The organism is Mesorhizobium sp. WSM4837, assembly GCF_055811435.1.
The window spans coordinates 115,234-139,906 of sequence record NZ_JBVVQE010000006.1 but is presented as its reverse complement, the minus strand read 5'-3'; the positions used below and the strand labels follow the sequence as shown (position 1 = coordinate 139,906).

Annotated in this window: 25 protein-coding genes and 4 pseudogenes; 13 read left to right on the top strand and 16 right to left on the bottom strand. The window is 60.8% G+C overall.

Going from position 1 to position 24,673, the window contains the following annotated elements; all coding sequences use genetic code 11:
* The first annotated feature begins 22 nt into the window (after positions 1-22).
* The 3 genes from AC0L3D_RS05560 to ydiK all read left to right on the top strand — a co-directional run bounded on the left by AC0L3D_RS05560 (position 23) and on the right by ydiK (position 2,715).
* On the top strand, positions 23-409 hold the full coding sequence (locus AC0L3D_RS05560) for a potassium channel family protein (protein ID WP_287230782.1): 387 nt from the start codon (positions 23-25) through the stop codon (positions 407-409).
* A complete protein-coding gene (gene cax / locus AC0L3D_RS05555) occupies positions 381-1,469 on the top strand; it encodes a calcium/proton exchanger (protein ID WP_128169713.1) in 1,089 nt (362 codons plus the stop codon). Before AC0L3D_RS05560 ends, cax begins: the two co-directional genes overlap by 29 nt.
* A gap of 145 nt (positions 1,470-1,614) precedes the next feature.
* Entirely contained in the window at positions 1,615-2,715 is a 1,101-nt protein-coding gene (gene ydiK / locus AC0L3D_RS05550; RefSeq protein ID WP_128169712.1) for an AI-2E family transporter YdiK, read from the top strand.
* 90 nt (positions 2,716-2,805) lie between these two features.
* Here ydiK and AC0L3D_RS05545 read toward each other — a convergent pair whose 3' ends face one another.
* The 4 genes and pseudogenes from AC0L3D_RS05545 to AC0L3D_RS05530 all read right to left on the bottom strand — a co-directional run bounded on the left by AC0L3D_RS05545 (position 2,806) and on the right by AC0L3D_RS05530 (position 4,948).
* Positions 2,806-3,459 (bottom strand): VIT1/CCC1 transporter family protein, encoded by a 654-nt coding sequence (locus AC0L3D_RS05545; RefSeq protein WP_473643378.1) that lies wholly within the window; start codon positions 3,457-3,459, stop codon positions 2,806-2,808.
* Between the two features lie 269 nt (positions 3,460-3,728).
* Positions 3,729-3,902, bottom strand: a pseudogene (locus AC0L3D_RS05540) (protein-S-isoprenylcysteine O-methyltransferase); the annotation flags it as partial.
* 79 nt (positions 3,903-3,981) lie between these two features.
* Complete coding sequence (locus AC0L3D_RS05535) at positions 3,982-4,653, bottom strand: hypothetical protein (RefSeq protein WP_473643376.1); 672 nt, start codon at positions 4,651-4,653, stop codon at positions 3,982-3,984.
* A 148-nt stretch (positions 4,654-4,801) separates the two neighbouring features.
* Positions 4,802-4,948: an ABC transporter gene (locus AC0L3D_RS05530; RefSeq protein ID WP_077380058.1), complete on the bottom strand. Its 147-nt coding sequence runs from the start codon at positions 4,946-4,948 to the stop codon at positions 4,802-4,804.
* Between the two features lie 220 nt (positions 4,949-5,168).
* Between AC0L3D_RS05530 and AC0L3D_RS05525 the strand changes: the two are divergent.
* The 3 genes and pseudogenes from AC0L3D_RS05525 (at position 5,169) to AC0L3D_RS05515 (ending at position 8,377) form a co-directional block, all read left to right on the top strand.
* A pseudogene (locus AC0L3D_RS05525) lies at positions 5,169-5,867 on the top strand (IS6 family transposase).
* A gap of 392 nt (positions 5,868-6,259) precedes the next feature.
* Positions 6,260-6,622, top strand: a complete 363-nt coding sequence (locus AC0L3D_RS05520) for a hypothetical protein (protein WP_287230786.1) — start codon at positions 6,260-6,262, stop codon at positions 6,620-6,622.
* 111 nt (positions 6,623-6,733) lie between these two features.
* Positions 6,734-8,377, top strand: a complete 1,644-nt coding sequence (locus AC0L3D_RS05515) for a SulP family inorganic anion transporter (RefSeq protein WP_287260224.1) — start codon at positions 6,734-6,736, stop codon at positions 8,375-8,377.
* A 1,126-nt stretch (positions 8,378-9,503) separates the two neighbouring features.
* Here the strand turns inward: AC0L3D_RS05515 and AC0L3D_RS05510 are convergent.
* From AC0L3D_RS05510 to AC0L3D_RS05495, 4 genes and pseudogenes are all read right to left on the bottom strand, one after another.
* Complete coding sequence (locus AC0L3D_RS05510) at positions 9,504-9,713, bottom strand: hypothetical protein (RefSeq protein WP_023799928.1); 210 nt, start codon at positions 9,711-9,713, stop codon at positions 9,504-9,506.
* Between the two features lie 15 nt (positions 9,714-9,728).
* On the bottom strand, positions 9,729-9,962 hold the full coding sequence (locus AC0L3D_RS05505; protein ID WP_128169742.1) for a hypothetical protein: 234 nt from the start codon (positions 9,960-9,962) through the stop codon (positions 9,729-9,731).
* Positions 9,963-10,106: 144 nt separating this feature from the next.
* Positions 10,107-10,574 (bottom strand): CHAD domain-containing protein, encoded by a 468-nt coding sequence (locus tag AC0L3D_RS05500; RefSeq protein ID WP_245277693.1) that lies wholly within the window; start codon positions 10,572-10,574, stop codon positions 10,107-10,109.
* 86 nt (positions 10,575-10,660) lie between these two features.
* Positions 10,661-11,656, bottom strand: a pseudogene (locus tag AC0L3D_RS05495) (CYTH and CHAD domain-containing protein); the annotation flags it as partial.
* Positions 11,657-11,740: 84 nt separating this feature from the next.
* On the opposite strand from AC0L3D_RS05495, the gene AC0L3D_RS05490 reads away from it, so the two are divergent.
* Positions 11,741-13,420 carry a SulP family inorganic anion transporter gene (locus tag AC0L3D_RS05490; RefSeq protein WP_023799932.1) on the top strand — a complete coding sequence of 560 codons (1,680 nt, stop codon included), beginning with the start codon at positions 11,741-11,743 and terminating at the stop codon, positions 13,418-13,420.
* Positions 13,421-13,492: 72 nt separating this feature from the next.
* Positions 13,493-14,326, top strand: coding sequence for a polyphosphate kinase 2 (gene ppk2 / locus AC0L3D_RS05485; RefSeq protein WP_128169706.1), 834 nt, complete (start codon positions 13,493-13,495; stop codon positions 14,324-14,326).
* 18 nt (positions 14,327-14,344) lie between these two features.
* Here ppk2 and AC0L3D_RS05480 read toward each other — a convergent pair whose 3' ends face one another.
* From AC0L3D_RS05480 to AC0L3D_RS05450, 7 genes and pseudogenes are all read right to left on the bottom strand, one after another.
* Positions 14,345-14,821: a hypothetical protein gene (locus tag AC0L3D_RS05480; RefSeq protein WP_023799934.1), complete on the bottom strand. Its 477-nt coding sequence runs from the start codon at positions 14,819-14,821 to the stop codon at positions 14,345-14,347.
* A gap of 271 nt (positions 14,822-15,092) precedes the next feature.
* Positions 15,093-15,686 (bottom strand): BA14K family protein, encoded by a 594-nt coding sequence (locus tag AC0L3D_RS05475; RefSeq protein ID WP_473643373.1) that lies wholly within the window; start codon positions 15,684-15,686, stop codon positions 15,093-15,095.
* A 188-nt stretch (positions 15,687-15,874) separates the two neighbouring features.
* Positions 15,875-16,115, bottom strand: a pseudogene (locus AC0L3D_RS05470) (calcium/proton exchanger); the annotation flags it as partial.
* 264 nt (positions 16,116-16,379) lie between these two features.
* Positions 16,380-16,694 carry a DUF6665 family protein gene (locus AC0L3D_RS05465; protein ID WP_128174437.1) on the bottom strand — a complete coding sequence of 105 codons (315 nt, stop codon included), beginning with the start codon at positions 16,692-16,694 and terminating at the stop codon, positions 16,380-16,382.
* 31 nt (positions 16,695-16,725) lie between these two features.
* Positions 16,726-18,609, bottom strand: coding sequence for an ABC transporter ATP-binding protein (locus AC0L3D_RS05460; RefSeq protein ID WP_128174435.1), 1,884 nt, complete (start codon positions 18,607-18,609; stop codon positions 16,726-16,728).
* A gap of 25 nt (positions 18,610-18,634) precedes the next feature.
* Entirely contained in the window at positions 18,635-20,509 is a 1,875-nt protein-coding gene (locus AC0L3D_RS05455) for an ABC transporter ATP-binding protein (protein WP_128174450.1), read from the bottom strand.
* Positions 20,493-20,963, bottom strand: a complete 471-nt coding sequence (locus tag AC0L3D_RS05450; protein WP_287120850.1) for a hypothetical protein — start codon at positions 20,961-20,963, stop codon at positions 20,493-20,495. Before AC0L3D_RS05450 ends, AC0L3D_RS05455 begins: the two co-directional genes overlap by 17 nt.
* A gap of 417 nt (positions 20,964-21,380) precedes the next feature.
* On the opposite strand from AC0L3D_RS05450, the gene AC0L3D_RS05445 reads away from it, so the two are divergent.
* Positions 21,381-21,839 carry a tRNA (cytidine(34)-2'-O)-methyltransferase gene (locus AC0L3D_RS05445; RefSeq protein ID WP_128169704.1) on the top strand — a complete coding sequence of 153 codons (459 nt, stop codon included), beginning with the start codon at positions 21,381-21,383 and terminating at the stop codon, positions 21,837-21,839.
* Between the two features lie 169 nt (positions 21,840-22,008).
* On the top strand, positions 22,009-22,455 hold the full coding sequence (gene soxR / locus AC0L3D_RS05440) for a redox-sensitive transcriptional activator SoxR (RefSeq protein ID WP_023799942.1): 447 nt from the start codon (positions 22,009-22,011) through the stop codon (positions 22,453-22,455).
* On the opposite strand, the gene AC0L3D_RS05435 is transcribed toward soxR, so the two are convergent.
* Positions 22,452-22,709, bottom strand: a complete 258-nt coding sequence (locus tag AC0L3D_RS05435) for a hypothetical protein (protein ID WP_006202578.1) — start codon at positions 22,707-22,709, stop codon at positions 22,452-22,454. The genes soxR and AC0L3D_RS05435 overlap by 4 nt on opposite strands.
* Positions 22,710-22,814: 105 nt before the next feature.
* Between AC0L3D_RS05435 and hemF the strand changes: the two genes are divergently transcribed.
* From hemF to AC0L3D_RS05420, 3 genes are all read left to right on the top strand, one after another.
* Positions 22,815-23,729 (top strand): oxygen-dependent coproporphyrinogen oxidase, encoded by a 915-nt coding sequence (hemF, locus tag AC0L3D_RS05430; RefSeq protein ID WP_128174433.1) that lies wholly within the window; start codon positions 22,815-22,817, stop codon positions 23,727-23,729.
* Positions 23,730-23,975: 246 nt separating this feature from the next.
* On the top strand, positions 23,976-24,236 hold the full coding sequence (locus AC0L3D_RS05425) for a DUF1344 domain-containing protein (RefSeq protein ID WP_473643371.1): 261 nt from the start codon (positions 23,976-23,978) through the stop codon (positions 24,234-24,236).
* A gap of 246 nt (positions 24,237-24,482) precedes the next feature.
* Entirely contained in the window at positions 24,483-24,668 is a 186-nt protein-coding gene (locus AC0L3D_RS05420; RefSeq protein WP_023799945.1) for a DUF1059 domain-containing protein, read from the top strand.
* Positions 24,669-24,673: the final 5 nt, after the last annotated feature.

Sequence of the window (24,673 nt, the reverse complement as noted above, 5' to 3'; positions counted from 1 at the left end):
CCGACCTGAGAAAGGGACTTCGGTGGCAGTAGGATTACCCGGCAAGCCCCGATCGCGGCAGTTGAGACGCGGCTTCTTTTATGCGCTCGTGCAGCAGCTTCGCGTGGTCTGGCCGATCTTCTCCGGCATCCTTCTCGCCATGGCGGGATGCGGGCTGATCATCGGGCGTATCGAAAATTGGCGCGTCGACGAAGCTCTGTACTTCACCTTCGTAACGGGTCTTACGATCGGCTACGGCGATTTCTCGCCGCAGCACCTTCTGACGCGGTTACTGGCGATAGCAATCGGTTTTGCCGGCATAGTGATGACAGGCCTCGTTGCGGCGGTCGCCGTGCAGGCGCTGAGGGCGGCTGAGCGCAATCTCCTGAATGAGGCTGGAAATGGGCCCCTTGATCAAAGAGATCCGTAGCAACGTCGTTCTCTGGCTTTTGGCGTTTGTTCCGGTGGTATTCGTCGTCCAGCAATTGGAGCCGGAAGCGCACACGCTGCTCTTTGTGCTCTCTGTGCTGGCGATTGTACCGCTGGCCACCTTGCTGAGCGCGGCTACCGAGTCGGTCGCGTCCAAGACGGGCGATACGGTCGGCGGGCTGCTGAATGCCACGTTGGGAAACCTGACGGAACTGGTCATTGCCCTGGCTGCGCTGCAAGCCGGCCAGTACACGTTGGTGAAGGCTTCTATCGCCGGAGCAATCGTCGCCAATACTCTGTTCATGTTGGGCGCCTCGTTCCTGCTAGGCGGTATCAAGTATCATGTGCAGGAGTACAACAGGGTCAGCGCCAGGCTGCAAACCAGCCTGCTGTTCCTCGCTACGATCGCGATGGTGACCCCGTCCATGGTGGCGCAAGTCGATTCCGTTGCCACGTCCGCGTTCACCCAGCAGTTGAGCGTTGGATTGTCGGTGCTGCTCATCAGCGGCTACGCGATGGGCCTGATCTTCTCACTGAAGACCCATCGAGAACTTTTCAGCGGAACAGCCCATGCGGAAGAAGGCGAAGCGTGGCCGATGGGCCTGGCTCTCGGAACGTTGGCAGCGGTGACAGTGCTTGTTGCTCTGGTAAGCGAAGTGTTCGTCGAGTCGGTGCAGGAGGCTGCGGTGGCGTTCGGCATGACGCCGGCCTTCGTGGGTTTCATCGTCGTTGCGTTGGTAGGCGGTGCTGCCGAGATGGCGGCGGCGTTTGCCGGCGCGCGAAGGGACCGGCTGGACCTGAGCGTGGGCATCGCGCTTGGGGCCGCATCACAGATCGCGCTTTTCGTCGCCCCGATGATGGTGCTCCTCAGCTATGTTATCGGCCCCGCTCCGATGGACCTGCTGTTCTGGCCGGGCGCGGTCGTCATGGTGCTTATCGCGACGATCACGGCATTTCTGATGACCAATAGCGGACGTTCCGCATGGTTCGTCGGAGTGCTGCTGCTGATGGTCTATCTGATCTTCGCCATGACGATCTACCTTCTGCCACCGCAAATCTAGGCAGGTAGGCGGGCCGTGGTTCCGTCAGGGCGAATACCATAGGTGAACACCAAGGATGGGCTGACCGCAGGTTTGGGCGCGCCAGGAGCGGACTTGGAGAACATGACGTGAGAAAGATAGGCGAGCGGCGTTGGGAGGGCAGATAATGGATTCGGACGGTTCGCGTCCCCTCGTCCATCCTCGTCAGGATCTCACCCGCGTGACGCTGGCGGTGCTGTTCATCGGCAGTCTTCTCATCGCCAGCATCTGGGTGATGCAGCCGTTTCTGCCGGCGATCGTATGGGCCACGACGTTGGTGCTTGCCACCTGGCCGCTCATGCTCTGGTTGCAGCGCCATACCGGCAACCGCCGCGGCCTTGCCGTCCTGATCATGACGCTGACCTTGCTGCTGCTTGTGATCGTGCCCTTCTGGCTGGCGCTCAGCACGGTCATCGCGAACATCGACAAGGTTGGCGACCTGGTCCGGACTATCCTGTCGATGCGACTGCCACCGCCACCCAGCTGGCTGGAGGGAGTGCCCCTGGTTGGAGCACGCGCTGCCGAAGCATGGCAGAAACTGAACTCGGCGGGCGCTCAGGAACTGGTCCAAAGACTGACCCCTTATGCCGGAACGCTGACCTACTGGTTCGCGTCAGCCACCGGAAATTTGGGTGGCATGTTCATACATTTCCTGCTGACGACCGCGATTGCCGCGATCATGTATTCGGGCGGTGAACGGGCCGCCGCCACCGCAATTCTCTTCGGTCGCCGGCTGGGCGGCGTTCGTGGAGAGACCGCGGTAAAGCTGGCCGGCCAGGCGATCCGAAGTGTGGCCTTAGGCGTAGTGGTTACCGCCGTTGCGCAAAGCGCTGTAGCGGGTATCGGGCTGGCCGTAGCCGGCGTGCCCTATGCAGCCGTGCTCATGGCATTGATCTTCATTTTGTGTCTGATCCAGCTCGGTCCGGTCCTGGTAATGGCTCCGGCAGTGATCTGGATGTATTATTCGGGCGACACGCTTTGGGCGACGGTGTTGCTGGCCTTTACCATCGTCGCCGCGACGATGGATCAATTTATTCGCCCTGTTCTCATCCGCAGAGGCGCCGACTTGCCTATGCTGCTTATCCTGGCCGGGGTCATCGGCGGCCTGGTAGCGTTTGGCATACTGGGCATTTTTATTGGCCCTACGGTGCTCGCGGTCGCCTACACGCTGCTCAATGCGTGGATGGCGGATGGCGATGATAGAGAACCTCCTGGGGAAACGCGATGAAGCCGGCAGGCGTTGCTGCTTTTAAGCTAGGCGGCAGCGCCGCGAGCCAAATCGGCTAGTAGGGTGGACTCAATGCGCACGCCCGGCAGTTCACCCTCCAAGCGCTATAGTCGTAACTACCAAGACGCTACCGATTGCCGCCATGGCCAGAGCCATCGGCCAGGGGCTTCTGCCCATATATTTGCCGAGCCGTGCGCCGATCAAAAACAGCATGGCGACGGCTACCGCGTTCGACCCGCGCATCGCCGTCGGCAGATCGTCGATGAACAGGAACGGCATGCTGGGTGGAAGCGTCGATAGGATGACCAGCAAGCAGATTGAAACTGCAGCTCTGACATCCCGAATGTTCACAATGCGCCGATTGTCGGATGCTGGAAGAGATCTGATGCGCGTGACGATACTTTCGGCGTCGGCCTCGGATGTGACCAGGCGGACGTCCTTCGGCAACTCGGAGAGGAAGACGCGCCGCGCCTCTGCCAGGGGCATCACGCGGATGGCCTCAAAGAAATTTAGGCGCTTCACCCGCTCCACAGCTGTCGTCAAGGCAAACATGACGCCGTCGACAATTCCCCAAGCGAGGTTGCAGCCCAGGGCAGCCATCAGCACGGTCCCCACCTTGTCGCCTTCGCCAACCGCGACGCTCATGGTGCCTGTGAAGGAAAGCGCCATCAATAGTCCGAAAATTACCTCCGACAGACGGTCGATGGGGTCGAGCACGGGTCTAACGGGATCGGGACCGTTCATGGCAGGACAACCGGCACATGACAACACTTGAGCAATCGCACCTTACAGCAAGCGATTTCCGTTTGGAGTCTAATTCCGCTTGCCGAGTTCCCGTGCTTTGGGCAGAGGCGAACGAGTGGCTCCGCTTCAGCATGGTGGCGCGGCGGTGTAGAACCTGTCCCATAGCGCATCCTTTGATTCGGATGGCAATGATGCGCCATTAAAGTCCGGGAGCCCATGCCGCGCGCGGCCAGGGCGAAGATGATAGCCCCGAGCGCGACCGCCCATCATCTCGCCGTAAAGTCGGCTGACTCGGGGATTCCGGTCGCGACATAGAAGCCGGGCAGAATCGCCAGGCCGAAGAGCAGCACGCGCTTGGCCCGGTGCTCGAAAGGATATCGAATCACATACCAGTCGACGATCCCGAACACCCATACGATCTCGCCGACTGAACTCGCTTCCATGCTCAATCTAGCTCACCGGCGCCCTTACGGCGGTATGGACGTCTTGAGGAGCCGCGGCCGCCTCGACATTCTCGATCTGCTAACGGGGGGCCGTTGCGGCGGCGGCATTTCCGGATTCAACCCCCGGCGGGCCGGTATAGCCGATCGCATTCGGCCCGCCATTCATCTGTCGAAGCTTTGTGATGAAATCACGCGGCATAAGCCAGATACCTGGCGTCTTGTAGCCCATGAAGCTTGCGATGTCGGCCACGAAGGCGTTGCAATTGTAGAGCGACGCGTGCCAGAGCGGCGACTTGGCCTGCAGCTTGCGTATATATGCCACGACCCTCCTGTATTCAGGTTCGGTAAGCGGAACTGTCCAGCTCGCCGACCGGTAGGCGATTTCCAGATCGCCGTCGGTCCATCCGGTCGAGGCCGGCACCGGCGCGAGATGGCCGAGCATATAGATATTGGGATCGTTGGATTTCGGCGCGAGCCCGGCGACTTCGGCATTGATCATCTTTCCCGATTTGTCCATGCGCCCGAAAATCACGAAGGAGTGCCCGTATGTATAGGCGTAGCGGGAGCGGAACTCGATGAAGTACCGGCCCTCTGCTGAATTCACCATGCTCGTCGGCGCCCCGGCAGCCGCTAGGGTCCGTTCATCGGACGTGAAATTCAGTTGAGGTTTATCCTGCGATTGCGATTGGCATGATGCCGCCGCGAGCGCGAGCAGGGCCACGGACAGTGAACGGCCACTTACAAGCGTCATTTCGTTCCCGAACTCCGAGGAGCGCAGATCAAAAGCGAGCCCTGCCCGCCACTGGTGACCTCACGACCGAGCCGAAGAGTCGCCCGATCCGGATTGCTGGCTGATGGGGAAAGACCAGCGGCCCTTCCCCATCCCGACCTAGGCCGGTTTACTTGTACACGGGCGCCGGTGCAGGCTCTTCGACGACGACAGGCGGCGGAGCCTTCCCCTTCCCTTTGCCGATGTCCATATTTGCGCAGCCGCTTAGGCTGGCGACGGCGAGCGCCGCGACCACTGCGATTAGAATCCTGCTCATCACATATTCCCCTCGGGCGAATCGGTTCAAGCTACAACACGCAAACTAACGGGGGACTACACCGCAGCTAGTGCAGGAAAGACACACCTAGCCAGTTTAACTGTCGGTTGATGGTTGGGAGAGGCATTCTGTCGGGTTCCGTTGCAAAATTGGGCTGTGTTGCAAAGCTTTCGGTACCAGGCGCATGGCATGGCCTCTGGTGTTTCGCCGGAGAGTTCAGATGTTCAAGGGCCGCCATTTCGACTAGTCCGTCATTCTGTTTGCGTTCGCTGGTATCTGGCCTACGGCTTGAGCCTTCGCGAATTGAAGGAAATGATGGCCGAGCGCGGCATCAGTATCGATCATTCGACGATCCACCGCTGGGTCGTTCACTTCTCGCCCTTGCTGCTGAAAGGCTTCAATCGGCGCAAGTGTGCCGTCAGCGGAAGGTGGCATATCGACGAAACCTATATCAAGGTTCGCGGCCGCTGGATGTATCTTTATCGCGCCATCGACAGCGTCGGCGACACCGTCGAGCTCTGGTTCAGCGAGCATCGTGATCTGCCGGCGGCCAAACGCTTCCTGCGCAAGGCGTTGCAGCGTCATGGCCACCCCGAGCGCATCGTCATCGACGGCAGCCAGACGAATCGCGAGGCGATCCCTTTCCTGTGACGCGGAAAGCCGGCTGCGGGATCGGTCGCGGCGGCAGCTCAAGCCGATCCGCATCCGAAAGAGCCAGTACCTCAACAACCGCATCGAGCAGGACCACCGGCGCATCAACTGTCGTGTGCGGCCTATGCTCGGTTTCAAACTTGGCAAGCGCTATCGCCACGCTGGGCGGGATCGAGATGATCCACATGATGCGAAAACGACAGGCGAGGTACGCCTTCAATCCAAATCCGCTATCGCCGAGCAATTCGAAATCATCGCCGTCGCGTGAGGCTGGGGTCGTTCTCAGAGTTTCTATTGCCAGACGACAATTTTGCAACGGAACCGTTCAGATCATTGCTGCACCCTCACCACGGGCGCCATTGCCGCGCGAGCGGCTTAGTCCAAGGGTCAATTCTTCCGGTCTGCGGAAAGGAAGGACGCGCCATTTCTTGACATTGCCAGCGCTTCTCCGAAGCTGACCTTCCCCGAGGCAAGAGCATGGGCAAGTCCTGACCTCAGAGCAGGCATCCTTTCGAGAAGCGCGATGCTCGTCGTCAGGCCACCCGTTCCACGCCGATATCTCCGTTTCAGCGGCCTCTTCCAAAGAGATTCCGCCTACTCCATCGATTTGGGATAGTTGGGAGAACAGGGCAGCCCCCGCAGCCGAAAAGGAGAAGGGGCGTGGATATCGCGAAATGGCTACGGAGCCTCGGCCTGCAGCAATACGAGCAGGCTTTTCGCGACAACGACATTGAAGCTGAAACGCTTCCCCAGCTCACGGCCGACGATCTCGTGCTCGCCGCTATCGCCGCCCTGCGCGCGAATTCGGATACAGCGGCCACCTCGACCACGCGATCCCTGGCGGCGATCTCAGGGACAGCCCCGCCGCTTCCAGAGGCTGAGCGGCGGCAGCTAACGGTCATGTTCGTTGACGTCGTCGGCTCGACGGCACTCGCAGGCAGCCTAGATCCGGAGGACATGCGCGAGATCATCGGAACCTACCATCGCTGCGTCGCCAGACTGAACCGAAAATTCCTGGAGTAGGATACAGTTAAGTACCTTCCTTGCCGAGGAGTTACACCCTAGCTAGACTAGGTTGAGAACCATAACTGACATCGGCAAGGTCGCTCGATTGTTGAGCGCTGGCAAAGCGGCGTGAAAAAGCCCTCGATTGTTGCAATCCAACGCCTCGACGTGGTCGCAGGCCTGACGGCCGCAGCCGTCGTCCTGCCAAAGGCGATGGCCTACGCGACGGTTGCGGGCCTGCCGGTGAGTGTCGGACTTTACACGGCCTTCGTGCCGATGATCGTCTACGCGTTGCTTGGCACATCGCGCGTCCTGAGTGTAAGCTCTACGACCACCCTTGCGATCCTCGCTGGGACACAGCTCGGGCTCGCAGTTCCGGACGGTGATCCGGATAAACTGATCACGGCAACTGCGACGCTCACCGCGCTGACCGGAGCCCTGCTGATCGGGGCCTCAGTGCTTCGCCTCGGGTTCGTCGCCAATTTCATTTCGTCTCCCGTCCTGACCGGCTTCAAGGCCGGTATCGGTCTTGTGATCGTACTCGATCAGGTGCCGAAGCTGCTCGGCGTGCACATTGCGAAGGAAGGCTTTCTCCGCGACATTCTGAGTGTGGCGCACCATTTACCCAACACGTCGCTGCTCACTTTGACCATCGCCATCGCGGCAATACTGGCGCTGTTGGCGATGGAGCGGCTCTGGCCCCATTCGCCGGCTCCCCTCGTAGCGGTGAGCGCGGGGATTGGGCTCTCATGGTTCGTCGGTTTGAATTCTCTGGGCGTCGCGATTGTGGGGTTCATCCCACAGTCGCTCCCGTCGATCACCCTACCGACTCTCAGCCTCGTCCAGCAACTCTTGCCGGGCGCGCTCGGCATCGCATTGATGAGCTTCACTGAATCGATCGCCGCCGGGCGAGCCTTCGCCGCCCCCGCCGATCCGCTCATCAAGGCCGACCGCGAGCTTCTTGCAACAGGGACCGCCAACTTGGCGGGTGCGTTGTTCGGCGCCATGCCGGCGGGCGGTGGTACTTCCCAGACTGCCGTGGTCCGCGCGGTCGGAGGACAAACGCAGAAGGCATCTCTCGTCACGGCCTGTGCCGCGGCGGCCACCATGCTGCTCCTCGCCCCGCTGCTCAGCCTGTTGCCTCAGGCTGTGCTGGCGGCAATCGTGATCGTCTACTCGATCGGACTGATCAAGCCGGCCGAGTTCGTGTCGATCCGCAAGGTACGGCGAATGGAGTTTCGATGGGCGCTGGCGGCCTTCCTTGGCGTACTTGCCTTCGGCACGCTGCAGGGCATCGTCGTGGCGATCGTTCTGTCGCTCGTTGGCTTGGCCAGTCAGTCGGCCAACCCAAATGTCTACGTGATCGGCCGCAAGCGGGGCACCGACGTAGTCCGTCCGTTGTCACCCGAGCACCCGGACGATGAGACATTCGAGGGCCTGCTTATCCTCCGGCCGGAGGGACGGCTCTTCTTCGCCAATGCCCAACGGGTCGCGGATCAGATCCAGGCCCTGGTCGTCGAGCACAAGCCGCGCGTCCTCGCGCTCGACATGAGCCGGGTCTTCGACATCGAGTATTCCGCCCTCCAGATGATAATGGAGGGTGAACGCCGCATAACCGAGCAAGGAATGACGTGTTGGATAGTGGCGCTGAACCCCAGCGTACTCGAATACATCCGGGCCTCTGGCTTCGCCGATCGACTAGGACCCGAGCGTCTATTCTCCAGCGTACGGGGAGCCATCCAGCACTATACGACGAGTTTCAATCAAAACTAGGCACCCATTGGCGCTCGGTCGTGAGCCACCTCTCGGTGGGCGTGAATATGACTGGGGATCCTGCCGTGAAGAGCGGTCGGATGGAACTTCGCTGATCATCCCATGTACTCTGTCAGGCGCGAGACAGGCAGCATTGGCTTGGCTCGAAGGAAGGCACGTACGAAGACCGGGCATTCAGCCGGCCACAGCCGGTGTCCTAGCTGAGATAGTAGGTCAAAGAATGAGATAGTAGGTCAAAGAATAAGACTACATTCCTCAAAGATCAGTGTTGCAAGTCATATGCTTGACCCGTCGATCGTAGTTGCTCAAGTGTTTTTCCTGCGCAACTTCCCGACCCGTCTCCGCCCACCGGATCGGCCTTGCCGCTTACAGTTATGGTGCCGGCCTGCCTGTCTGGCGAAATATAGACGGCAACCCCGTCTTGGCCAATTGTGGACAAATAGAAAGCACGATGCAGGCCGCTAACCTCGCAATGTACTAAGAAAGGAAAGTCATCAAATGATCCCTCGCTGGCATGCGCGATGGCCGCTAACTGCGACAACGCAGTGGCGGCGAAAGTTGCTCTTATGACCATACCACGCGCCTTCACGCGAGGATTCCGCCAAGACGCGACATATGCCATTTGATTGGACCCCACTTTGCTCGCCGTTATTTTTGATGCCGGTTGTGACGGTGGTGTGGACAACCACGCTATTCCCACATCTGCTCTATGAGTGGCTCTTCGAAAACCAAGTTTCGCGCATAAAGTGTCATCTGGCAAGTTTAGGCTCAGCGCAGAAGTCCGTCACCCAACTAAGGACTCAGACCGGCACTTCACCCTTACACAGCCAGACGGGCGGATGCGGACCCGAGCGCCACCAACTTCTTACTGAGGGGCGGCGCGCCGACGTTCTTTGGATTCTGTGTTGCGTGCGTGTATCTTGTGGTCCTGCCCAGGGTCAACGACAGGAGGGTCATACGACTGACGGCAAGACCATGCGGGCGCTTCGATTTGTCGGGTATCAGAAGCCCTTTGAGTTTTGCGACGTACCAATTCGGAGGCTGGGCCAGGCTCTGTACGCGGGTGGAGATTACCGGGAAGAATGCGGCGTTCATAAGATGGCACGGGACGCGGCCAGTGGATTAGTCACTGAACTGGTTCAAGGTTCCGCAACCCGTCGCTGACTAGCTGCAGCGTGGCGATCAGGCGCTTGTATTCCTCGATGATATCAGTCGAGAAATGCGCGAGTTGGACTGCATCGCCCCAATGGTGTGACGCTTCCCACGCAATCATGTCGCGGCAAAGCTCAATCTGTTGCTCGCGGATTGCTATTCGGTCGGCATTGGTTGGACGCAAGCGCCATGCTCCCGATCAAGAGCCGCCGGCTACGCGCTCGGCTATTGCGAACGCCTGCAGGTTCTTGACCTTGCCGTGGTCCTGATCGGCGGTTGCAATAATCGAGAAGAACGCCGCGCAGGCGATATCCTTCTTTGACGCGTTCGGATGCGCTTTCATTGCCGCCTTGGTCAATTGCTTGGGCGTCATGTCTGGCGTCACGACCCGCATCAGGGTGTCGGCAATAGCCTGCATCTCGCCCGCTTCCACAGCAAAACTCCACTTGGCGACGCCAAGCATATTAGCAGGATTGCGGGGAAACCCCATCAACCAAAGTTTGGTCTGTCAAGTATACAATCGCCGCGTCTTCCGGAGGCCACAGCCGGGCCAGCGATCTCCATGCAGCGGGGCCGGTCACTTCCAGAAGGGGCGGGTCTCGTCGAGGCTTCCCCACAAGGTTTTTGCGCCAGCCCAACCAAATTCGGCGCGCGCCTGACTCGCTCCGATCACCCATCCGATGGCGCGTTGCGCGGCCGCATCGCCGGCGCCGGGCGCTTCCGCTCCCGTCAACATGGCTCTGACGACCGCCGCGTCGTTCAGGTCGCCGAAGACTGCCTGAAGTTTCTTCAATTGCTTCAGGAACGGTTCAGCACGTTTCGCCGGGTACAAGGGAGAGAAGAACTCAACCGCATAGCGCAGCTTCTTTAGTTCCTTGCGCAACTCGTGGCGCTGCTCCACATCGAGAGTCTCCAGTCCACGTGCGTGCTTGCTGACTTTCTTCCAGCGCTTGCTGAGTGCCTTGCCAGCCAACTCGACGACCGGCGCTGCAAGCCGCTCGGTCTGGCCAAAATCTTGAGGAACGAGCCAGCCTCGCGCCTCCACGAAACGCGCCAGGTCGTCAGGAACGCCTGCACGCGCGCGTCGGGGAGAACCTTGCGAAGGTGATCGCGCAGTCCCCCAGCCTGCCTCGAGAGAGCAGCGGCAAGGGGCGGCAGACCCGGTTCATCCGCGTGGGCCTCGGCCTCCCGCCGTACGATATTGTTCGCCACCATATCGATATCCCTGAGACGCCCGACCTCCTGGCCAAGCCAGCGGGCTTCCATGCTGAGCCGCGTCATTTCCGGGCTCTTCAGAACGGAAGCGCAGACAGAGAACGCGCTTCGCAATCGGCGCAGGCCCATCCGCAACTGGTGCGGCCCTTCGGGATCGTCCAGCTCCCGGATCACCACGACATTCGTGGCGACCTGATCGAGGCACTCGCGAAGGACGTCGCGTGCCGCCTGCTCGGCGATCTGAGCCCGATCGAGTGCAACGTCCTCGGCATTGCGGGGCGCGAGAGGCGGGTCGATCCATCCCTGTTCCGCGAGCAGATAGCCGCGCGCCGCCTTGGAAAGGCAGGAGAACCTCAGGCCCCCCTCAGGAACCAGTAGATGTGCAATGTCGAACAGTCCGCCCAGGCTGTCCTCAATGAGTTCGATCTCGAGTTCACGCAACTCGGCCGAGCGCCCCCCGGCGTGGATTTCGCCGATGTCTATTGCCAGTTCCGCACGCGTGCCGTCCTCAAGGGACAACTCGCTGGCGGAACGCCTGATCACGGTCTCGCAGACGAACTCAAGCGGCGCGCCGTTCACGCGGCGAACGACTTCCTCTCGGACCGCTGCGTCCGGAATCGCTTCGAGAAACAGCCGCCCGCCCGGAGCCGGGTTCTCCACCTCGCCAACCTGCGACAGACCGCCATGCTGCTCTGGCTTGGTCTTGACGGTCTGTATCCAACGCCGCCCGTCGCGCCGGAGTCTGAGCGCAATTCCTGCCTTCTTCAGCGCATGATCAGGGGTGTCGAGATAGATGCTTCTGAGTGTCCTGGTTTTCGGGCGGCCAGTAACCAGCTTCAACGCCTTCGCGCGCGCGCCCAGTTGGCTCGACGTCAGTTCGTCGAGGAGAAATTTTAGCTCGATCTCGCTCATTGGCCGAGTGTTGTCAGGCCCGGTACAAGGCTATAGAGTAGCTGAAACTAATAAAATAGCTATGCCAGCTAAGGATTCAACCCGGTGGGCTTGCGCCTTCCCGTGCTTACGAGCCTTTCCGGTTATCAACCGGGCTGGGTGCGGAGCGATGTCTCTGCCGGGCTTGCAGTTGCCGCGGTTGGGCTTCCCAGTGCCATCGCCTATCCTGCGATAGCGGGCCTGCCGCCTGAGACCGGCATCTACGCGAGCATCGCGCCGCTGGTTGCCTACGCGATCTTTGGCCCCTCGCGTCAGCTCATAGTCGGTCCGGACGCGGCTACGATGACGGTGCTTGCGGCGGTTTTGGTCGCCGTTACCGCGAGCGTGCCAGTCGGGCTCGAAGTGGAGCGAACTGCGATCGCAGCAATCCTCGCGCTTGGCGTCGGTTTGTTTTGCCTGGCGGCGTGGGTGCTTCGGCTCGGCGTTCTTGCAACCTTCCTGTCGCGTCCCATCCTGACGGGGTTCTTCATCGGCATCTCGCTTTCGATCCTGATCGGCCAAATCGGTCGCTTCACCGGAGTCAAGGTCGAGGCGGAAGGCCTGCTCGCACCGGTCCTCGAACTTCTGCGCAAGGCCGGATCGATACATTGGCCGTCTCTTCTGCTGGCCTTGGGGATGTTCGGTTTGTTGCAGATCGCGCGGGCCATGCGTTTTCCGGTTCCCGGGCCAGTGCTGGTCGTGGTCCTCTCCGTAGTGCTTTCGGCCGTTTTCGACTTTGAAGGACGCGGCATCGCCGTAGTCGGCGATATTCCGACAGGGTTGCCCTCGTTGTCGTTGCCAGCGATCGCTGACCTTCCGATCCAGACATTGGCCCTCGGCGCCGCGGCGATCTTCCTCGTGAGCTACGGCGCCGGCATCATTACGGCCCGCAGCTTTGGGGCAATAGGCGGCTACCCGGTCGATCCGAACCGCGAACTCATCGGATTTAGCGCTGCGAACATAGGGGCGGGCCTTTTCGGCGCCTTCCCGGTGACGGCCTCCGACTCGCGCACGGCGGTCAACCTTACCGTTGGCGGACGCTCGCAGGTGACGAGCATCGTGGCTGCCGCGACCCTGATCGCGACACTGCTGTTTCTCGGTCCGACCCTAAGGATTATCCCGATCCCTGCGCTCGGGGCGATTCTTGCGGCTACTGCAATCAGCCTGATAGATCTCGCCGCCCTTAGGCAGATTTGGCGCATCAGCCGCATGGAGTTCGTCTTCGCCCTCATTGCGATGTGGGGTCCGATCGGTCTGGGCGTCCTTAACGGGGTTGTCATCGCGATCGGCGCGACGCTGGTCTATGTTTTGCGCAAGCTGATGTTTCCCCGCGACGCTATGCTCGGCCGTGTTCCAGGCCATGACGGTTTCTACAAACTGCATCGAACGCCCGAGGCCCGTCAGGTACCCGGCCTCGCCGTATGCCTCATTCAAGGCAGCCTGCTGTTCTTCAACACCGACTACGTCGCATCGCGGCTGCGGTCCATTGCCGAGGAATTGCCGGCAGACACACGCTGGCTGCTGATTGATGCAAGTGCAATTTCCCAGATCGACAGCTCGGCAGCGGCAATGCTGGAGGAGCTATGTGACGAATTGCGCAATCGCGGGATCAGGCTTGGCGTAGCGGAGCTTCACGCCGAAGCGCGCGATATCCTTGTTCGCGCCGGCGTGATCGAGCGCATTGGCTCCGACATGGTCTTCGACATTCTCGAAGAGGCGTATCATGCGTTCGAGGCCCAAGCGTGACAGTTCAGGGACTCTCCTGCTGTCACCCAACTGTCATTTTAATGGCTGCGTGCCAGTGGAGCGGAGGAAGACATGAGTAAGAAGAATAGAGACAGGGCGGCGGCTACGATATCCGAACCGGCGGAGGAAGCGAAATCGGGAGGAAAAAAATATGCGAAGGAACTCGCCCGGTTGCATGTTGAGCTTGCCCACCTTCAGGCCTGGGTGAAGAAGTCTGGTGCCCGCATCGCGATCATTTTCGAGGGCCGTGACGCCGCCGGGAAAGGCGGCGTGATCAAGCGCCTGACCGAGCGGGTCAGCCCACGAGTGTTCCGCGTCGTCGCCCTGCCGGCTCCGACCGATCGAGAGAAGACCCAGATCTACATGCAGCGCTACATCCAGCACCTGCCCGCCGGAGGCGAGATCGTGATATTCGACCGCTCCTGGTACAACCGTCCTGGCGTCGAACGCGTCATGGGTTTCTGTAGCGACAAGCAGGCGCGGCGCTTTCTCGAACAGGCGCCCACGTTTGAAACCGCCCTGGTCGAAAGCGGCATAACGCTGCTCAAATACTTCCTCGATGTGAGTGAGGAAGAACAGGAGCGGCGTTTTCGACAGCGGGCCGACGACCCCCTTCGACAGTGGAAACTGAGCCCGATGGATGTCGAATCGTACAACCGCTGGTGGGATTACACCCGCGCTTACGACGAGATGATCCGTGCAACAGACACAAGGCATGCGCCCTGGTGGATTGTGCCGTCAAACGACAAGAAGCGCGCGCGCATCAACTGCATTTCGCACATTCTGAGCTCCATCCCCTATGAGCGCGTCGAGTTCGAAAAACCTAACTTCAGCAAACGCCAGAAGCGGCCCGACAACTTCGTGGACGATGCAACTCCGCGCAACCTGGTGCCGGACGTGTTCTGACCGAGTGGCACTCGGAACCTATTTTGTTTCCGGGGCCCAACTGAGAAAGAAGCCGATGTCACCAGGTATTCCGCCTGGGAAGTTAATAACCATGGCTTTAAGCTTGTAACCTTGCGGCTTCGCATTCTTCTGGTAGCGCTCATAGAGCTGCTTGGCCTTGCCCTGGAGCGTTTCGGGCCATTGCGGATCAGCGCTGTTGATGGCTCGGCCGCTGTCAGTGCAAAGGGCCGACGGAAAACTATATACTAGTGCTTCGTACTTGCCGTTCTTGACAGCGTTCATCACCAGGCGGCGGACCATCGCGATTTCATTGTCGTTCACCTGGTCCTTGAGGAAACTTTCTGTGAACTTCGTGAGCTCCTGATTTTCTCGCGCCCGCAGCTTTTCCTGCTTGTCTGCCTCCGCCATCTGCTCCTCTAGGAGAGCCATTCGCAATTGCTCAGCGCTCGGCGGCGCCGCATTTATGTCTAAAGCTGTGTCTTTGATGTTGGCCATTTTCTCCTCCACTCGAAACCGTTCGAGAATAGAACACAGAGGCAGATCGACGTCTTGCCAGGTTCGTTGGGCTCAATTCATGCCCACCCAACCGCAAGACGTAAATCAGCAGGGTAGTCGACTGAGGCAGGCTGCCAGCCGCACGTTGAAGGGATCGGCCGCCGCGGCAAGAAGTCTTGTCTTCGCAGTCCAGCTACCATTCCATGATGCCATGTGGGCACATCAAGGTCAAATTCGCGATAGGCGGTAGAATGTGTCGCGACAGGCCGCGCTAGTAGCAATTACCGGAATCGGCTTCCCGGGGCGAGCATGGGCGATAGGACCTGTTTGAGTGATACCCATTGCCATAATACCGGTCGCCATAATACCGGTTGCGGTAATACCGGTCGCGGTAATACGGTTCGCCATAATAGGATCCGCCATAATAGGATCCGCCATAATAAGGTCTGCCATAATAAGGTCTGCCGTAATAGGTTCCGCCGTAATACGGATCGCCGTAGAAGCCGCTTCGGTAATACCCGCCGTAGTAGCCGTTGTTGTTGGCGATCATGCTGCCGAGCAGCGCTCCAGCGACAAATGCGCCGGCGGGGAACCAAAAGTCGTTGTGCCTATGGTATCCCGGACGATAGTGGCGGTAGCCGCGATAACCCCTGTACCAGCCATCTCGAATTTGGATGACATCGGACTGCGCGCTTTGTGCCCTGGGCACGAAGATCGGTGCGGCATCAACTGGAACAGTGCTCGTAAGTGCAAAAGTGGCGACCAGGGAGGTCGCTATGCCTGACAGGAACCTCATGATCGCGTCCTCGCTGGTGGCAATGTTTGCCGTATGCGAAACGTCGTCATTAACTGGAAGAAACGTCATCGATCCAAATTTTGTTCCCGAGACCGGCAAATTGTCTCAAGCCGCTCCGAACCTTTGACGGTCAGACAGGCCGCCGTCCCCAGAGCTACGGGCGCCGGCAACATCGATTCGCCTGCGTCCGGATGGGGATCCCCGCCGCCGAAAAACTCCCGATGCGTTTTAAGCGAGAATACCAGACCCAGTGAGTAGATGATCAGTTCGGTGAGGTTGCCCAGCGTCGCATTGAGAAGGCCGCCCACCCGTATCGCCCGTCTTGGTCGCCACCGACTCGGTGGCGTAGCTCAGCAGCGCGGCCAGCGGCACGATCGCCAGCACGGAAAGCACAAAAAGCAGCGTGTGTGCTTCGGGCTCGAGTGCTTGGGCGACGAACACCGCAGGCACAAAGGCCAACAACCAGAGAACGGGATTGTCACGGATTTCTTTGTGCAAGGGGGGCCATGGATACGATCAGCGAAATACTGTTTGTCTTAGAACGAGCGCTGGCTGGTCCATGGCTTCAACCCCGCCAGCAGGCTTCCGAGCCATCAGTGCTGGTTGCCAAAAATGTCAGCTATCAGGCAGCGAAATGGGCTGATGAAGGGCGGCTTCGGGTCAACTTATTCCGTAGCGCGAGCGAATCTGGACGACTGGAACGGGTCGAAATCGGTATTTATTTCGTCTTCGGTACCAAGCGTCAGATTTCAACACTATTGTCTATTTCGCGCCAAGCCTGGCCAGCACGGCCTTGGGGATGTTGTATTCCCGGATCACTGCGTCGTGCTTGCGCAAGCCGCACAATTCGCGCTGGATGAAATAGCCATGGACCGCCTCCGCCGCGTCCCTGAGCAGGCGAGCACGACGTTCGCCATCCTCGCCATGTTCACGCAACCTCGCCAGCGTTTCATCCACCCGCCGGCCGGCGCGGCCGAGCGCCGCCGCCTTTTCGCCGAGGATTTCATGGCCGAGCAGGTCGAGCGCGCTCTCCCGCGCTCCCGACCGTCCGAAATTCGATGGCATTCTCACCGACATGATTCACTCCGTTTTTTGCTGAAATCTGGCCCTACTCCGCCGGCCGCGTCTCCTCCAGCACGCTCTCCTCGTTGAACAGGAAGCCGCCGGACTGCCGCTTCCACAGCCGCGCATAAAGCCCGTCGATAGCGACCAGTTCGTCATGCGTGCCTTGTTCGACGATGCGGCCGCCGTCGAGCACCACCAGGCGATCGAGTGCCGCGATGGTCGACAGCCGGTGCGCGATTGCGATGACCGTCTTGTTCTCCATCAGCCTCGCCAGATTTTCCTGGATGGCCGCCTCGATGTCGGAATCAAGCGCCGACGTTGCCTCGTCGAGTATCAGGATCGGCGCGTCCTTGAGGAAGACGCGGGCGATCGCCACGCGCTGGCGCTGGCCGCCCGACAATTTCACGCCGCGCTCGCCGACAAAGGCCTCATAGCTCTGGCGATCGCGATTGTCGCGCAAGTCGAGGATGAAGTCGTGCGCCTCGGCCTTCTTCGCGGCCGCGATCACCTCGGCGTCGGTTGCTTCCGGCATGCCAAGCTTGATGTTGTCGCGCAAGGAACGGTGGAAAAGCGCGGTATCCTGGCTGACGACGCCGATGTTGGCACGCAGCGAATTCTGCGTCACCTTCGAGACGTCCTGGCCGTCGATGGTGATCTTGCCGCCCTCGAGCTCGTAGAGGCGCAGGATCAGATTGGCCAGCGTCGTCTTGCCGGCGCCGGACGGCCCGACCAGTCCGACCTTCTCGCCCGGCCGCACGACAAGGTCGATGCCGTTGAGCACGCCAAACCCCTTGCCGTAGTGGAACTCGACGTTGTTCACTTCGATCCGGCCGCCGGTCACGACAAGCTCCCTGGCGTCGGGCGCATCGGTCAGGCCGAGCGGCTGCGAGATCAGCGCCTTCGAGTTTTCCAGCACGCCGAGATTCCGCAGGATGCTGTTGAGCTGCATCATCAGCCGGCCGAGCAGCATGTTGAGCCGCAACACCAGGGACAGCGTGAAGGCGACGGCGCCGACGGTGATCGAGCCTTCGATCCAGAGATAGACGGCAAAACAGGCGATCGCGGTGATCATGATCCCCGACAGCGTCGTCAGCGCCATGCGCACGCCGGTCAGCCTGCGGGTGAACGGGCGCAGCGCATCGAGATAGATGTTGAAGCCGCTCCTGATGTATCGGTCGTCGCCATCGGCGGAGAACAGCTTCAGCGTCTGCACGTTCGAGTAGGAATCGACAAAGCGGCCGGTGATCATCGAACCGGCCTCTGCGGTTCGTTCGGCATGCTTGCGGATCGCCGGCAGATAGCGCCTGGCCAGCCAGCCGAAGGCGGTGATCCAGATCACCACCAGCGCCGCCAGCCGCAAGTCGAGGCCGGCGACCAGCACCAGCGTCGTCACCGTATAGACGACCATGAACCAGACGACCTCGATGAAGCTTTGCATCAAATCGCCGGTCGCCTGCCCGGCCTGCCAGACTTTTGTTGCGATGCGGCCGGCGAAATCGTTCTGGAAGAAGTTGTAGGACTGGCGCGAGACATGGCGGTGCGCCTGCCAGCGCACCAGATTGTAGAAGCCGGGGGTGATCGTCTGCTCGTCGACCAGCGCCGCCAGGCCTACGACGATGGTGCGGACGACCAGCACCACGGCGGCCATGAAGACAAGTTCGGGACCGGCGGCAGTCCACAGCGCGTCCCAGCTGCGCTCGCCAGGGAGCTGGTCGAGAATGTCGACCAGCCTGCCGACGAAGTAGAACAGCCCAGCCTCGACCAGCGGCGCAATGCCGCCGATGACAAGCATGGCGAAGAAGGCGACCTTCGCCTGGCCGACATAGTGCCAGAGGAAACCGCTGACGCTGACCGGTGGCCGAAGGCTCGCGGGCTCCCTGAACGGATAGACCCAGTTCTCGAACCAGCGATAGACGGCAATCATCATTCTGGTGCCATCATTCTGCGGCCCATCATTCCGCTGCTTGACCCTTCACAATGGCATCGTTGGCGGCCGCACCCTCGTCGAGCAGGAAGCCGCCCGACTGACGCTGCCAAAGCTGCGCATAGAGCCCGCCGCTGGCGACGAGTTGCTCATGCGAACCCTCCTCGATGACGCGGCCCTTGTCCATGACGACGAGCCGGTCCATCGCCGCGATGGTCGAGAGCCTGTGCGCGATGGCGATGACGGTCTTGCCTTGCATGAGCTTGTAAAGGTTCTCCTGGATCGCCGCCTCGGCCTCTGAATCGAGCGCAGACGTCGCCTCGTCGAGGATGAGGATCGGTGCGTCCTTCAGCATGACACGGGCAATCGCGATGCGTTGCCGCTGGCCGCCTGACAATTTGACGCCACGATCGCCGACATGCGCATCGAAACCGGTGCGGCCACTGGCGTCCGAAAGCCTTGCTATGAAATCAAGCGCCTCGGCGCGGCGTGCTGCCTCGACCAGCATCTCGTTGCTGGCGTCCGGTCGGCCATAAAGGATGTTCTCGCGCACTGAGCGATGCAGCAGCGAGGTATCCTGCGTGACCATGGCGATCTGGGCGCGCAGCGAATCCTGCGTCACCGCCGCGATTTCCTGGCCGTCGATCAGGATCTTGCCGCTTTCAAGGTCGTAGAAGCGCAACAGAAGGTTGACCAGCGTCGACTTGCCGGCGCCCGAGCGGCCAACGATGCCGACCTTTTCGCCCGGCTTCACCGTCAGCGACAGGCGTTCGATCATGCCTTTCTGCTTGCCGTAGTGGAAGCGGATGTCTTCGAAACGGATCTCGCCCTTGGTCACGACAATGTCCTTGGCGCCAGGCCTGTCTTCGACGACGCGCGGCAGCGAGATCGAGCTGATGCCGTCCTGCACCGTGCCGATATTCTCGAACAGGGTGGACATCTCCCACATGATCCATTGCGACATGCCCCAGAGCCGAAGCACGAGGCCGATGACCAGGGCGACGGCGCCGATCGTCACCACCTGGCCGAGCCAAAGCCACAGCGAGATCGCAGTGACCGAAAACAACAGCAGTGAGTTGAGGACGTAGAGCAGGCCGTAGAGCTGCGTCACCAACCGCATCGATCGGTAGACCGTATCGAGAAAGCCGGCCATGCCTTCCCGGGCGAAGGACGCCTCGCGCCGCGCATGCGAGAACAGCTTGACCGTCTGGATGTTGGAGTAGCTGTCGACGACGCGGCCGGTCATGGTCGAGCGCGCGTTGGCCTGCTCCTCGCCGACCTTGCCCAACCGCGGGATGAAATAGCGCAGCAGCAAGACATAGCCGGCAAGCCAGACGGCAAGCGGTGCCGCCAGCCGCCAGTCGGCCGAGCCGACAATCAACAGCATGCCGAGGAAATAGACCACGACATAATTGAGCACGTCGATAAGCTTGATGACGCATTCGCGCACGGCGAGCGCCGTCTGCATCAGCTTGGTCGCGATGCGTCCGGCGAACTCGTCCTGGTAGAAGGCCATCGACTGCTTGAGCAGATAGCGATGCACCTGCCAGCGGATACGCATCGGATAGTTGCCCATCAGCGTCTGCTGGTTGAGGAGCGCATGGAACCAGACCGTCGCCGGCAGTGCGAAAACCACGATGAAAGCCATGCCTGCGAGCGTCCAGCCCTCGGTCTGCAGGAATGTCTCGCGATTCTGCACCGACAGCCAGTCGACGATCCGGCCCATGAAGCCGAACATCCACACCTCGGCAAGGGCGATAGCCGTCACCAGCATCGCATCGATTGCGATGTAGAGCCAAGCGCCGCGCGTATAGTGCACGCAGAAGGCGATCAGCGTCTTCGGCGGCTCGACCGGCTCCTCGGCAGGGAACGGATCGAGCCTTGTTTCAAACCAGCGGAACATTGTCTTGGTACTCACATGCTCGTTTTCGCTCTCGCCGCGCGGGAGCGTGTAGCGTCCTGGGAGCGCATGGCGTCATGGGTCGCGTGGCAGCAAGGACCGGCGTCCCGGAATCACCCGGGCCGCCGATCCTGCTTCGCGCAATATAGGATGTCGCGGGCTTTTCGCCGACAGGCTCGTTTGACGATCCTGACAGCGCTGTGTCGACGACCCGGAGTTTCGCGCCGGTTTTTGCGCCAGGGCGGATCAGCCTGATGATCCGGCGCACCAGCGACGGCCGGCTGCGGTCGGGAACCGCGCGCGAGAAATCGACGTCCGGCAGCATGCCGCGATGCGGGCGCCGGCGGGTTTCGGCGTGAACCGCCGACGAGTAGGTTTCGCCGACCAAAAGCGCCCAGGTCGCCATCCTGCGCTCGTGCAGGTTTCTTGAACCGGGAATTTTGCAGGGATCGAACATCGGTCCGTCCTCCATGTGAAAATAGGGAAGAAAATCCGGCCTGTTCGCAGGTGAATGGCCAGCGAAAGGCGGGGGTTGAACAGCGGCGTGCTCAGGCGGGGCGGTCAGCCCCTTCGACAGCTTGAAAAACATCGCAGGATTCCTTCGAAGACCGAAAAAGGGTTTCGGCTAAGAATCGGTGCGATCGAGGTCTAAAAGGTCAGGAGAATCGTCGAACCGAAACCGCCGGCAGGCTGGTAAGCCCACATGAGGGGCGCTGGATGTGCATGATCATCATGAATTACCCCTCCATCGGTTCGGGTTGACAATGCCCGGCGTATAACCGACTTCGCAGAAAATGACCACCCGCCGGTCCAGCAATTTCCAAAACCGCGAACCTGTTGTGGCCGATCTGCCACTTATTAGAAGGATGCGGAAATGAACAACCGTCTCCGCATCGCGCTCTACCAACCGGATATCGCCGGCAACACCGGGACAATCCTGCGCTTCGCGGCTTGCCTCGGTCTCGGCGTCGACATCATCGAACCGGCCGGCTTCCCGCTCTCCGACCGGGCGCTGAAACGGGCCGGCATGGACTATCTCGAAATGGCGGCGCTGACCCGGCATGTCGACTGGCAAGCCTTCGAGAACTGGCGCAGGGGCGAAGCGCGGCGGCTGGTGCTGCTGTCGACCAGAGCCGCGACCGCCTATACGGATTTCGCCTTCGCCGACGCCGACATTCTTTTGTTCGGCCGCGAATCCGCAGGCGTGCCGGATCCTGTCCACGAGGCGGCGGATGCCAGACTGATCATCCCGATGCAGCCGGGCGCGCGCAGCATCAACGTCGCGCTTTCCGTCGCCATGGTAGCCGGCGAGGCGATCCGGCAGCTCGGATAGGATTTGCAGAGCCTCAGCGGGCGCAGCGATTATGGCGGCTTTCTCGCCGACGACAGCACGGTCGCTTGTCATTCTCACCCAGGCGCACATCGCCTTCTCCTGCGGTTTGCATATCAAGGGTTTCTTCGTTACAAGCTCAACTTAACTTGAGGTCAAGCGGAAAATTCGAATGGCTGCGGTGACGGAATTGACGGTCGGCCAGGTGGCCACGCGCAGCGGGGTGGCAGTGTCGGCGCTGCATTTCTACGAGGCGCGCGGCCTGATCCGCAGCCACCGCACATCCGGCAACCAGCGGCGCTACGGCCGCGACGTGCTGCGGCGGGTGGCGATCATCAAGGTGGCACAGGAGGTCGGCATCTCACTGGCCGAGATCGGCGAGGCATTGGCATCGCTGCCTGAAGGCCGCACGCCGACGCGCGGGGACTGGAATGTGCTTTCAACCGCCTGGCGCGACCAGCTCGATCGCAAGATTGCCCAGTTGAAGAAGCTGCGCGACGGGCTGACCGACTGCATCGGCTGCGGCTGCATGTCGATCGACAAGTGCCCGCTGCGCAACAAGGAAGACCGGCTGAGCGCCCAAGGCCCGGGCGCAAGGCGGTTGTTGGTCGCTCGCTAATCCGCCGCCGGCAATCGCCTGATGGTGAATTCGATGACGTCGCCCGGCCGCTCGAACCAGCTTTCGATCTCGGTCCAGTAGGCCTGCTTGGGAAAGCGCTCGAACCATTCCTTCGCCTTGAGCCGCGCGTCGGAGCGCGGCAGGACGAAGGTCTCGCGCAAAAACCCGTCGCGCGGCATGCGCTCGCGCTCGGCGCGCGAACGGTCGAGCCTCTTCTTCAGGCCATCCAGCGGCGGTCTTGCCGGAGTGCGCACGAAAGAACTCCATTCACACTTGACCCTTGCACCTAAGAGATTAGGGATCGCGGCCGGAAAAGACGAGTCATTTGTCGGGGTACGCCCGACAACAGGAGACAGCATTTGCAACGACCCGAAATACCGGCGGGGCTGCCGGCCGACATCGAACAGAAGAAGATGAAGGCGCGGCTGTGGTTCGAGACGCTGCGCGAGCGCATCTGCGCCGCCTTCGAGCAGATCGAGCAGGACCTGCAGGGGCCGCAGGCCTCATGGTCGCCCGGCCGCTTCGAAAAGACGCCGTGGCAGCGCGACGCCGGCAAGGGCGGCGGCGGCACCATGTCGATGATGCGCGGCCGCGTCTTCGAGAAGGTCGGCGTCCACACCTCGACGGTCTATGGCGAGTTCTCGCCGGAGTTCAGGAAGCAGATGCCGGGCGCCGAGGAAGACCCGCGCTTTTGGGCGAGCGGCATTTCGCTGATCGCCCATCCGTGGAACCCCAACGTGCCGGCGGTGCACATGAACACGCGCATGGTCGTCACCTCGCGCCAATGGTTCGGCGGCGGCGCCGATCTGACGCCGGTGCTCGACCGTCGCCGCAGCCAGGGGGACCCGGACACGGTCGCCTTCCACCGCGCCATGCAATTTGCCTGCGAGAAGCACGCTGGCGTCGCCGACCACGCGAAATTCAAGGCCTGGTGCGACGAGTATTTCTATCTGCCGCACCGCAACGAACCGCGCGGCACCGGCGGCATCTTCTTCGACTGGCTGCATTCGGACGAGGACAGAGGCGGCTGGAACGCCGATTTCAACTTCGTCCAGGATGTCGGGCGCACTTTTCTCGTCGTCTACGGGCATCTGGTGCGGGCCAATTTCAACGACAACTGGACCGACGGCGACCGCGAAGAACAGCTCATTCGCCGCGGCCGCTATGTCGAATTCAACTTGCTTCACGATCGCGGCACCATCTTCGGGCTGAAGACCGGCGGCAACGTTGCCGCGATCCTGTCCAGCCTGCCGCCAGAGGTGAAATGGCCGTAAAATCTCGGTGAGTTGGACGTGAGTCGCAATCGGGTCCAAATCGCAGGATTCTGGCGGCGAATGTGGCGCGCAGAATATCTTTTTCGTCTAATATCCATTTGAAAAAGCAAGACTATTTTTCGTTACGGGCCGGGAAACGCCGGCGGTTCTCGCCTCCCTGGAACCGCGACCCGACGCGACCGGACGGCCCATGATTGAGTGGGGCACCTCCGAAAAATGGTGCCTTCATTTCCAGGAGAGCATGCCATGCGCAAGCTTATTATGACGGTTGCGGCTGCCGCCGTTCTTGCCTCTGGTGGCGCTGCCTTCGCAGCGGTCAAGCACACCACGGGCACAATCAAGACTTACGATGGAACGGCCATGAGCCTCGTTCTGGATGACGGATCTACCTTTACGCTGCCCAAGGCCTTCAAGAATCCTGGCCTGAAGGCTGGCGAAAAGGTCCGCGTTTCGTGGGACATGAGCGGCAAGCACAAAATTGCCGAGGCAGTCAGGATCGTGAAGTGATGGCCTGCCCGCTGGAGCAAGACGAGGTCTTGCCTCCGGGGTAGCGTCAAGAGGGCGGAGCAGCGATGCTCCGCCTTTTTCGGTCTCTGCAGCAACCAAAACCATCCGATCGTGTTATGCTGGTTCGGCCAGCGCATGACCCGAAAACCGAACCGGTTTCCGACAGAGATCATGCGTCGATCAAAGGTGCTGGAGCTTCCGCGTCAGAGCAGATGCGGCACTCCGAGGAGGAAAGGGAGAAATCCGATGAAGGAATTCCACTGCGGCTCGCTGGTTCCGGGTTGTGACTGGCATACGCGCGCCGACGAGGAAGCCGAGATCATGCGTCGTGCCGTCGAGCATATGCGTGAGACGCATGGCGAGACGATCATTCGCGAGACGATGATCGAAGCGATCCGTTCGCGCATCGAAAAGGCTCGCGACGCGGCCTGATTTGC

What these genes read in the sequence shown, in the direction of transcription:
- AC0L3D_RS05465 (WP_128174437.1), bottom strand. Translation starts at nt 16,694, where the DNA reads ATGTCGGTGAGAATGCCATCGAATTTCGGACGGTCGGGAGCGCGGGAG.
- AC0L3D_RS05425 (WP_473643371.1), top strand. Translation starts at nt 23,976, where the DNA reads ATGCGCAAGCTTATTATGACGGTTGCGGCTGCCGCCGTTCTTGCCTCT.
- AC0L3D_RS05450 (WP_287120850.1), bottom strand. Translation starts at nt 20,963, where the DNA reads ATGTTCGATCCCTGCAAAATTCCCGGTTCAAGAAACCTGCACGAGCGC.
- AC0L3D_RS05530 (WP_077380058.1), bottom strand. Translation starts at nt 4,948, where the DNA reads ATGAGCAGGATTCTAATCGCAGTGGTCGCGGCGCTCGCCGTCGCCAGC.
- soxR (WP_023799942.1), top strand. Translation starts at nt 22,009, where the DNA reads ATGGCTGCGGTGACGGAATTGACGGTCGGCCAGGTGGCCACGCGCAGC.
- AC0L3D_RS05480 (WP_023799934.1), bottom strand. Translation starts at nt 14,821, where the DNA reads ATGGCCAACATCAAAGACACAGCTTTAGACATAAATGCGGCGCCGCCG.
- AC0L3D_RS05475 (WP_473643373.1), bottom strand. Translation starts at nt 15,686, where the DNA reads ATGACGTTTCTTCCAGTTAATGACGACGTTTCGCATACGGCAAACATT.
- AC0L3D_RS05545 (WP_473643378.1), bottom strand. Translation starts at nt 3,459, where the DNA reads ATGAACGGTCCCGATCCCGTTAGACCCGTGCTCGACCCCATCGACCGT.
- AC0L3D_RS05460 (WP_128174435.1), bottom strand. Translation starts at nt 18,609, where the DNA reads ATGATGATTGCCGTCTATCGCTGGTTCGAGAACTGGGTCTATCCGTTC.
- ydiK (WP_128169712.1), top strand. Translation starts at nt 1,615, where the DNA reads ATGGATTCGGACGGTTCGCGTCCCCTCGTCCATCCTCGTCAGGATCTC.
- AC0L3D_RS05455 (WP_128174450.1), bottom strand. Translation starts at nt 20,509, where the DNA reads ATGTTCCGCTGGTTTGAAACAAGGCTCGATCCGTTCCCTGCCGAGGAG.
- AC0L3D_RS05420 (WP_023799945.1), top strand. Translation starts at nt 24,483, where the DNA reads ATGAAGGAATTCCACTGCGGCTCGCTGGTTCCGGGTTGTGACTGGCAT.
- cax (WP_128169713.1), top strand. Translation starts at nt 381, where the DNA reads ATGGGCCCCTTGATCAAAGAGATCCGTAGCAACGTCGTTCTCTGGCTT.
- AC0L3D_RS05445 (WP_128169704.1), top strand. Translation starts at nt 21,381, where the DNA reads ATGAACAACCGTCTCCGCATCGCGCTCTACCAACCGGATATCGCCGGC.
- ppk2 (WP_128169706.1), top strand. Translation starts at nt 13,493, where the DNA reads ATGAGTAAGAAGAATAGAGACAGGGCGGCGGCTACGATATCCGAACCG.
- AC0L3D_RS05535 (WP_473643376.1), bottom strand. Translation starts at nt 4,653, where the DNA reads ATGACGCTTGTAAGTGGCCGTTCACTGTCCGTGGCCCTGCTCGCGCTC.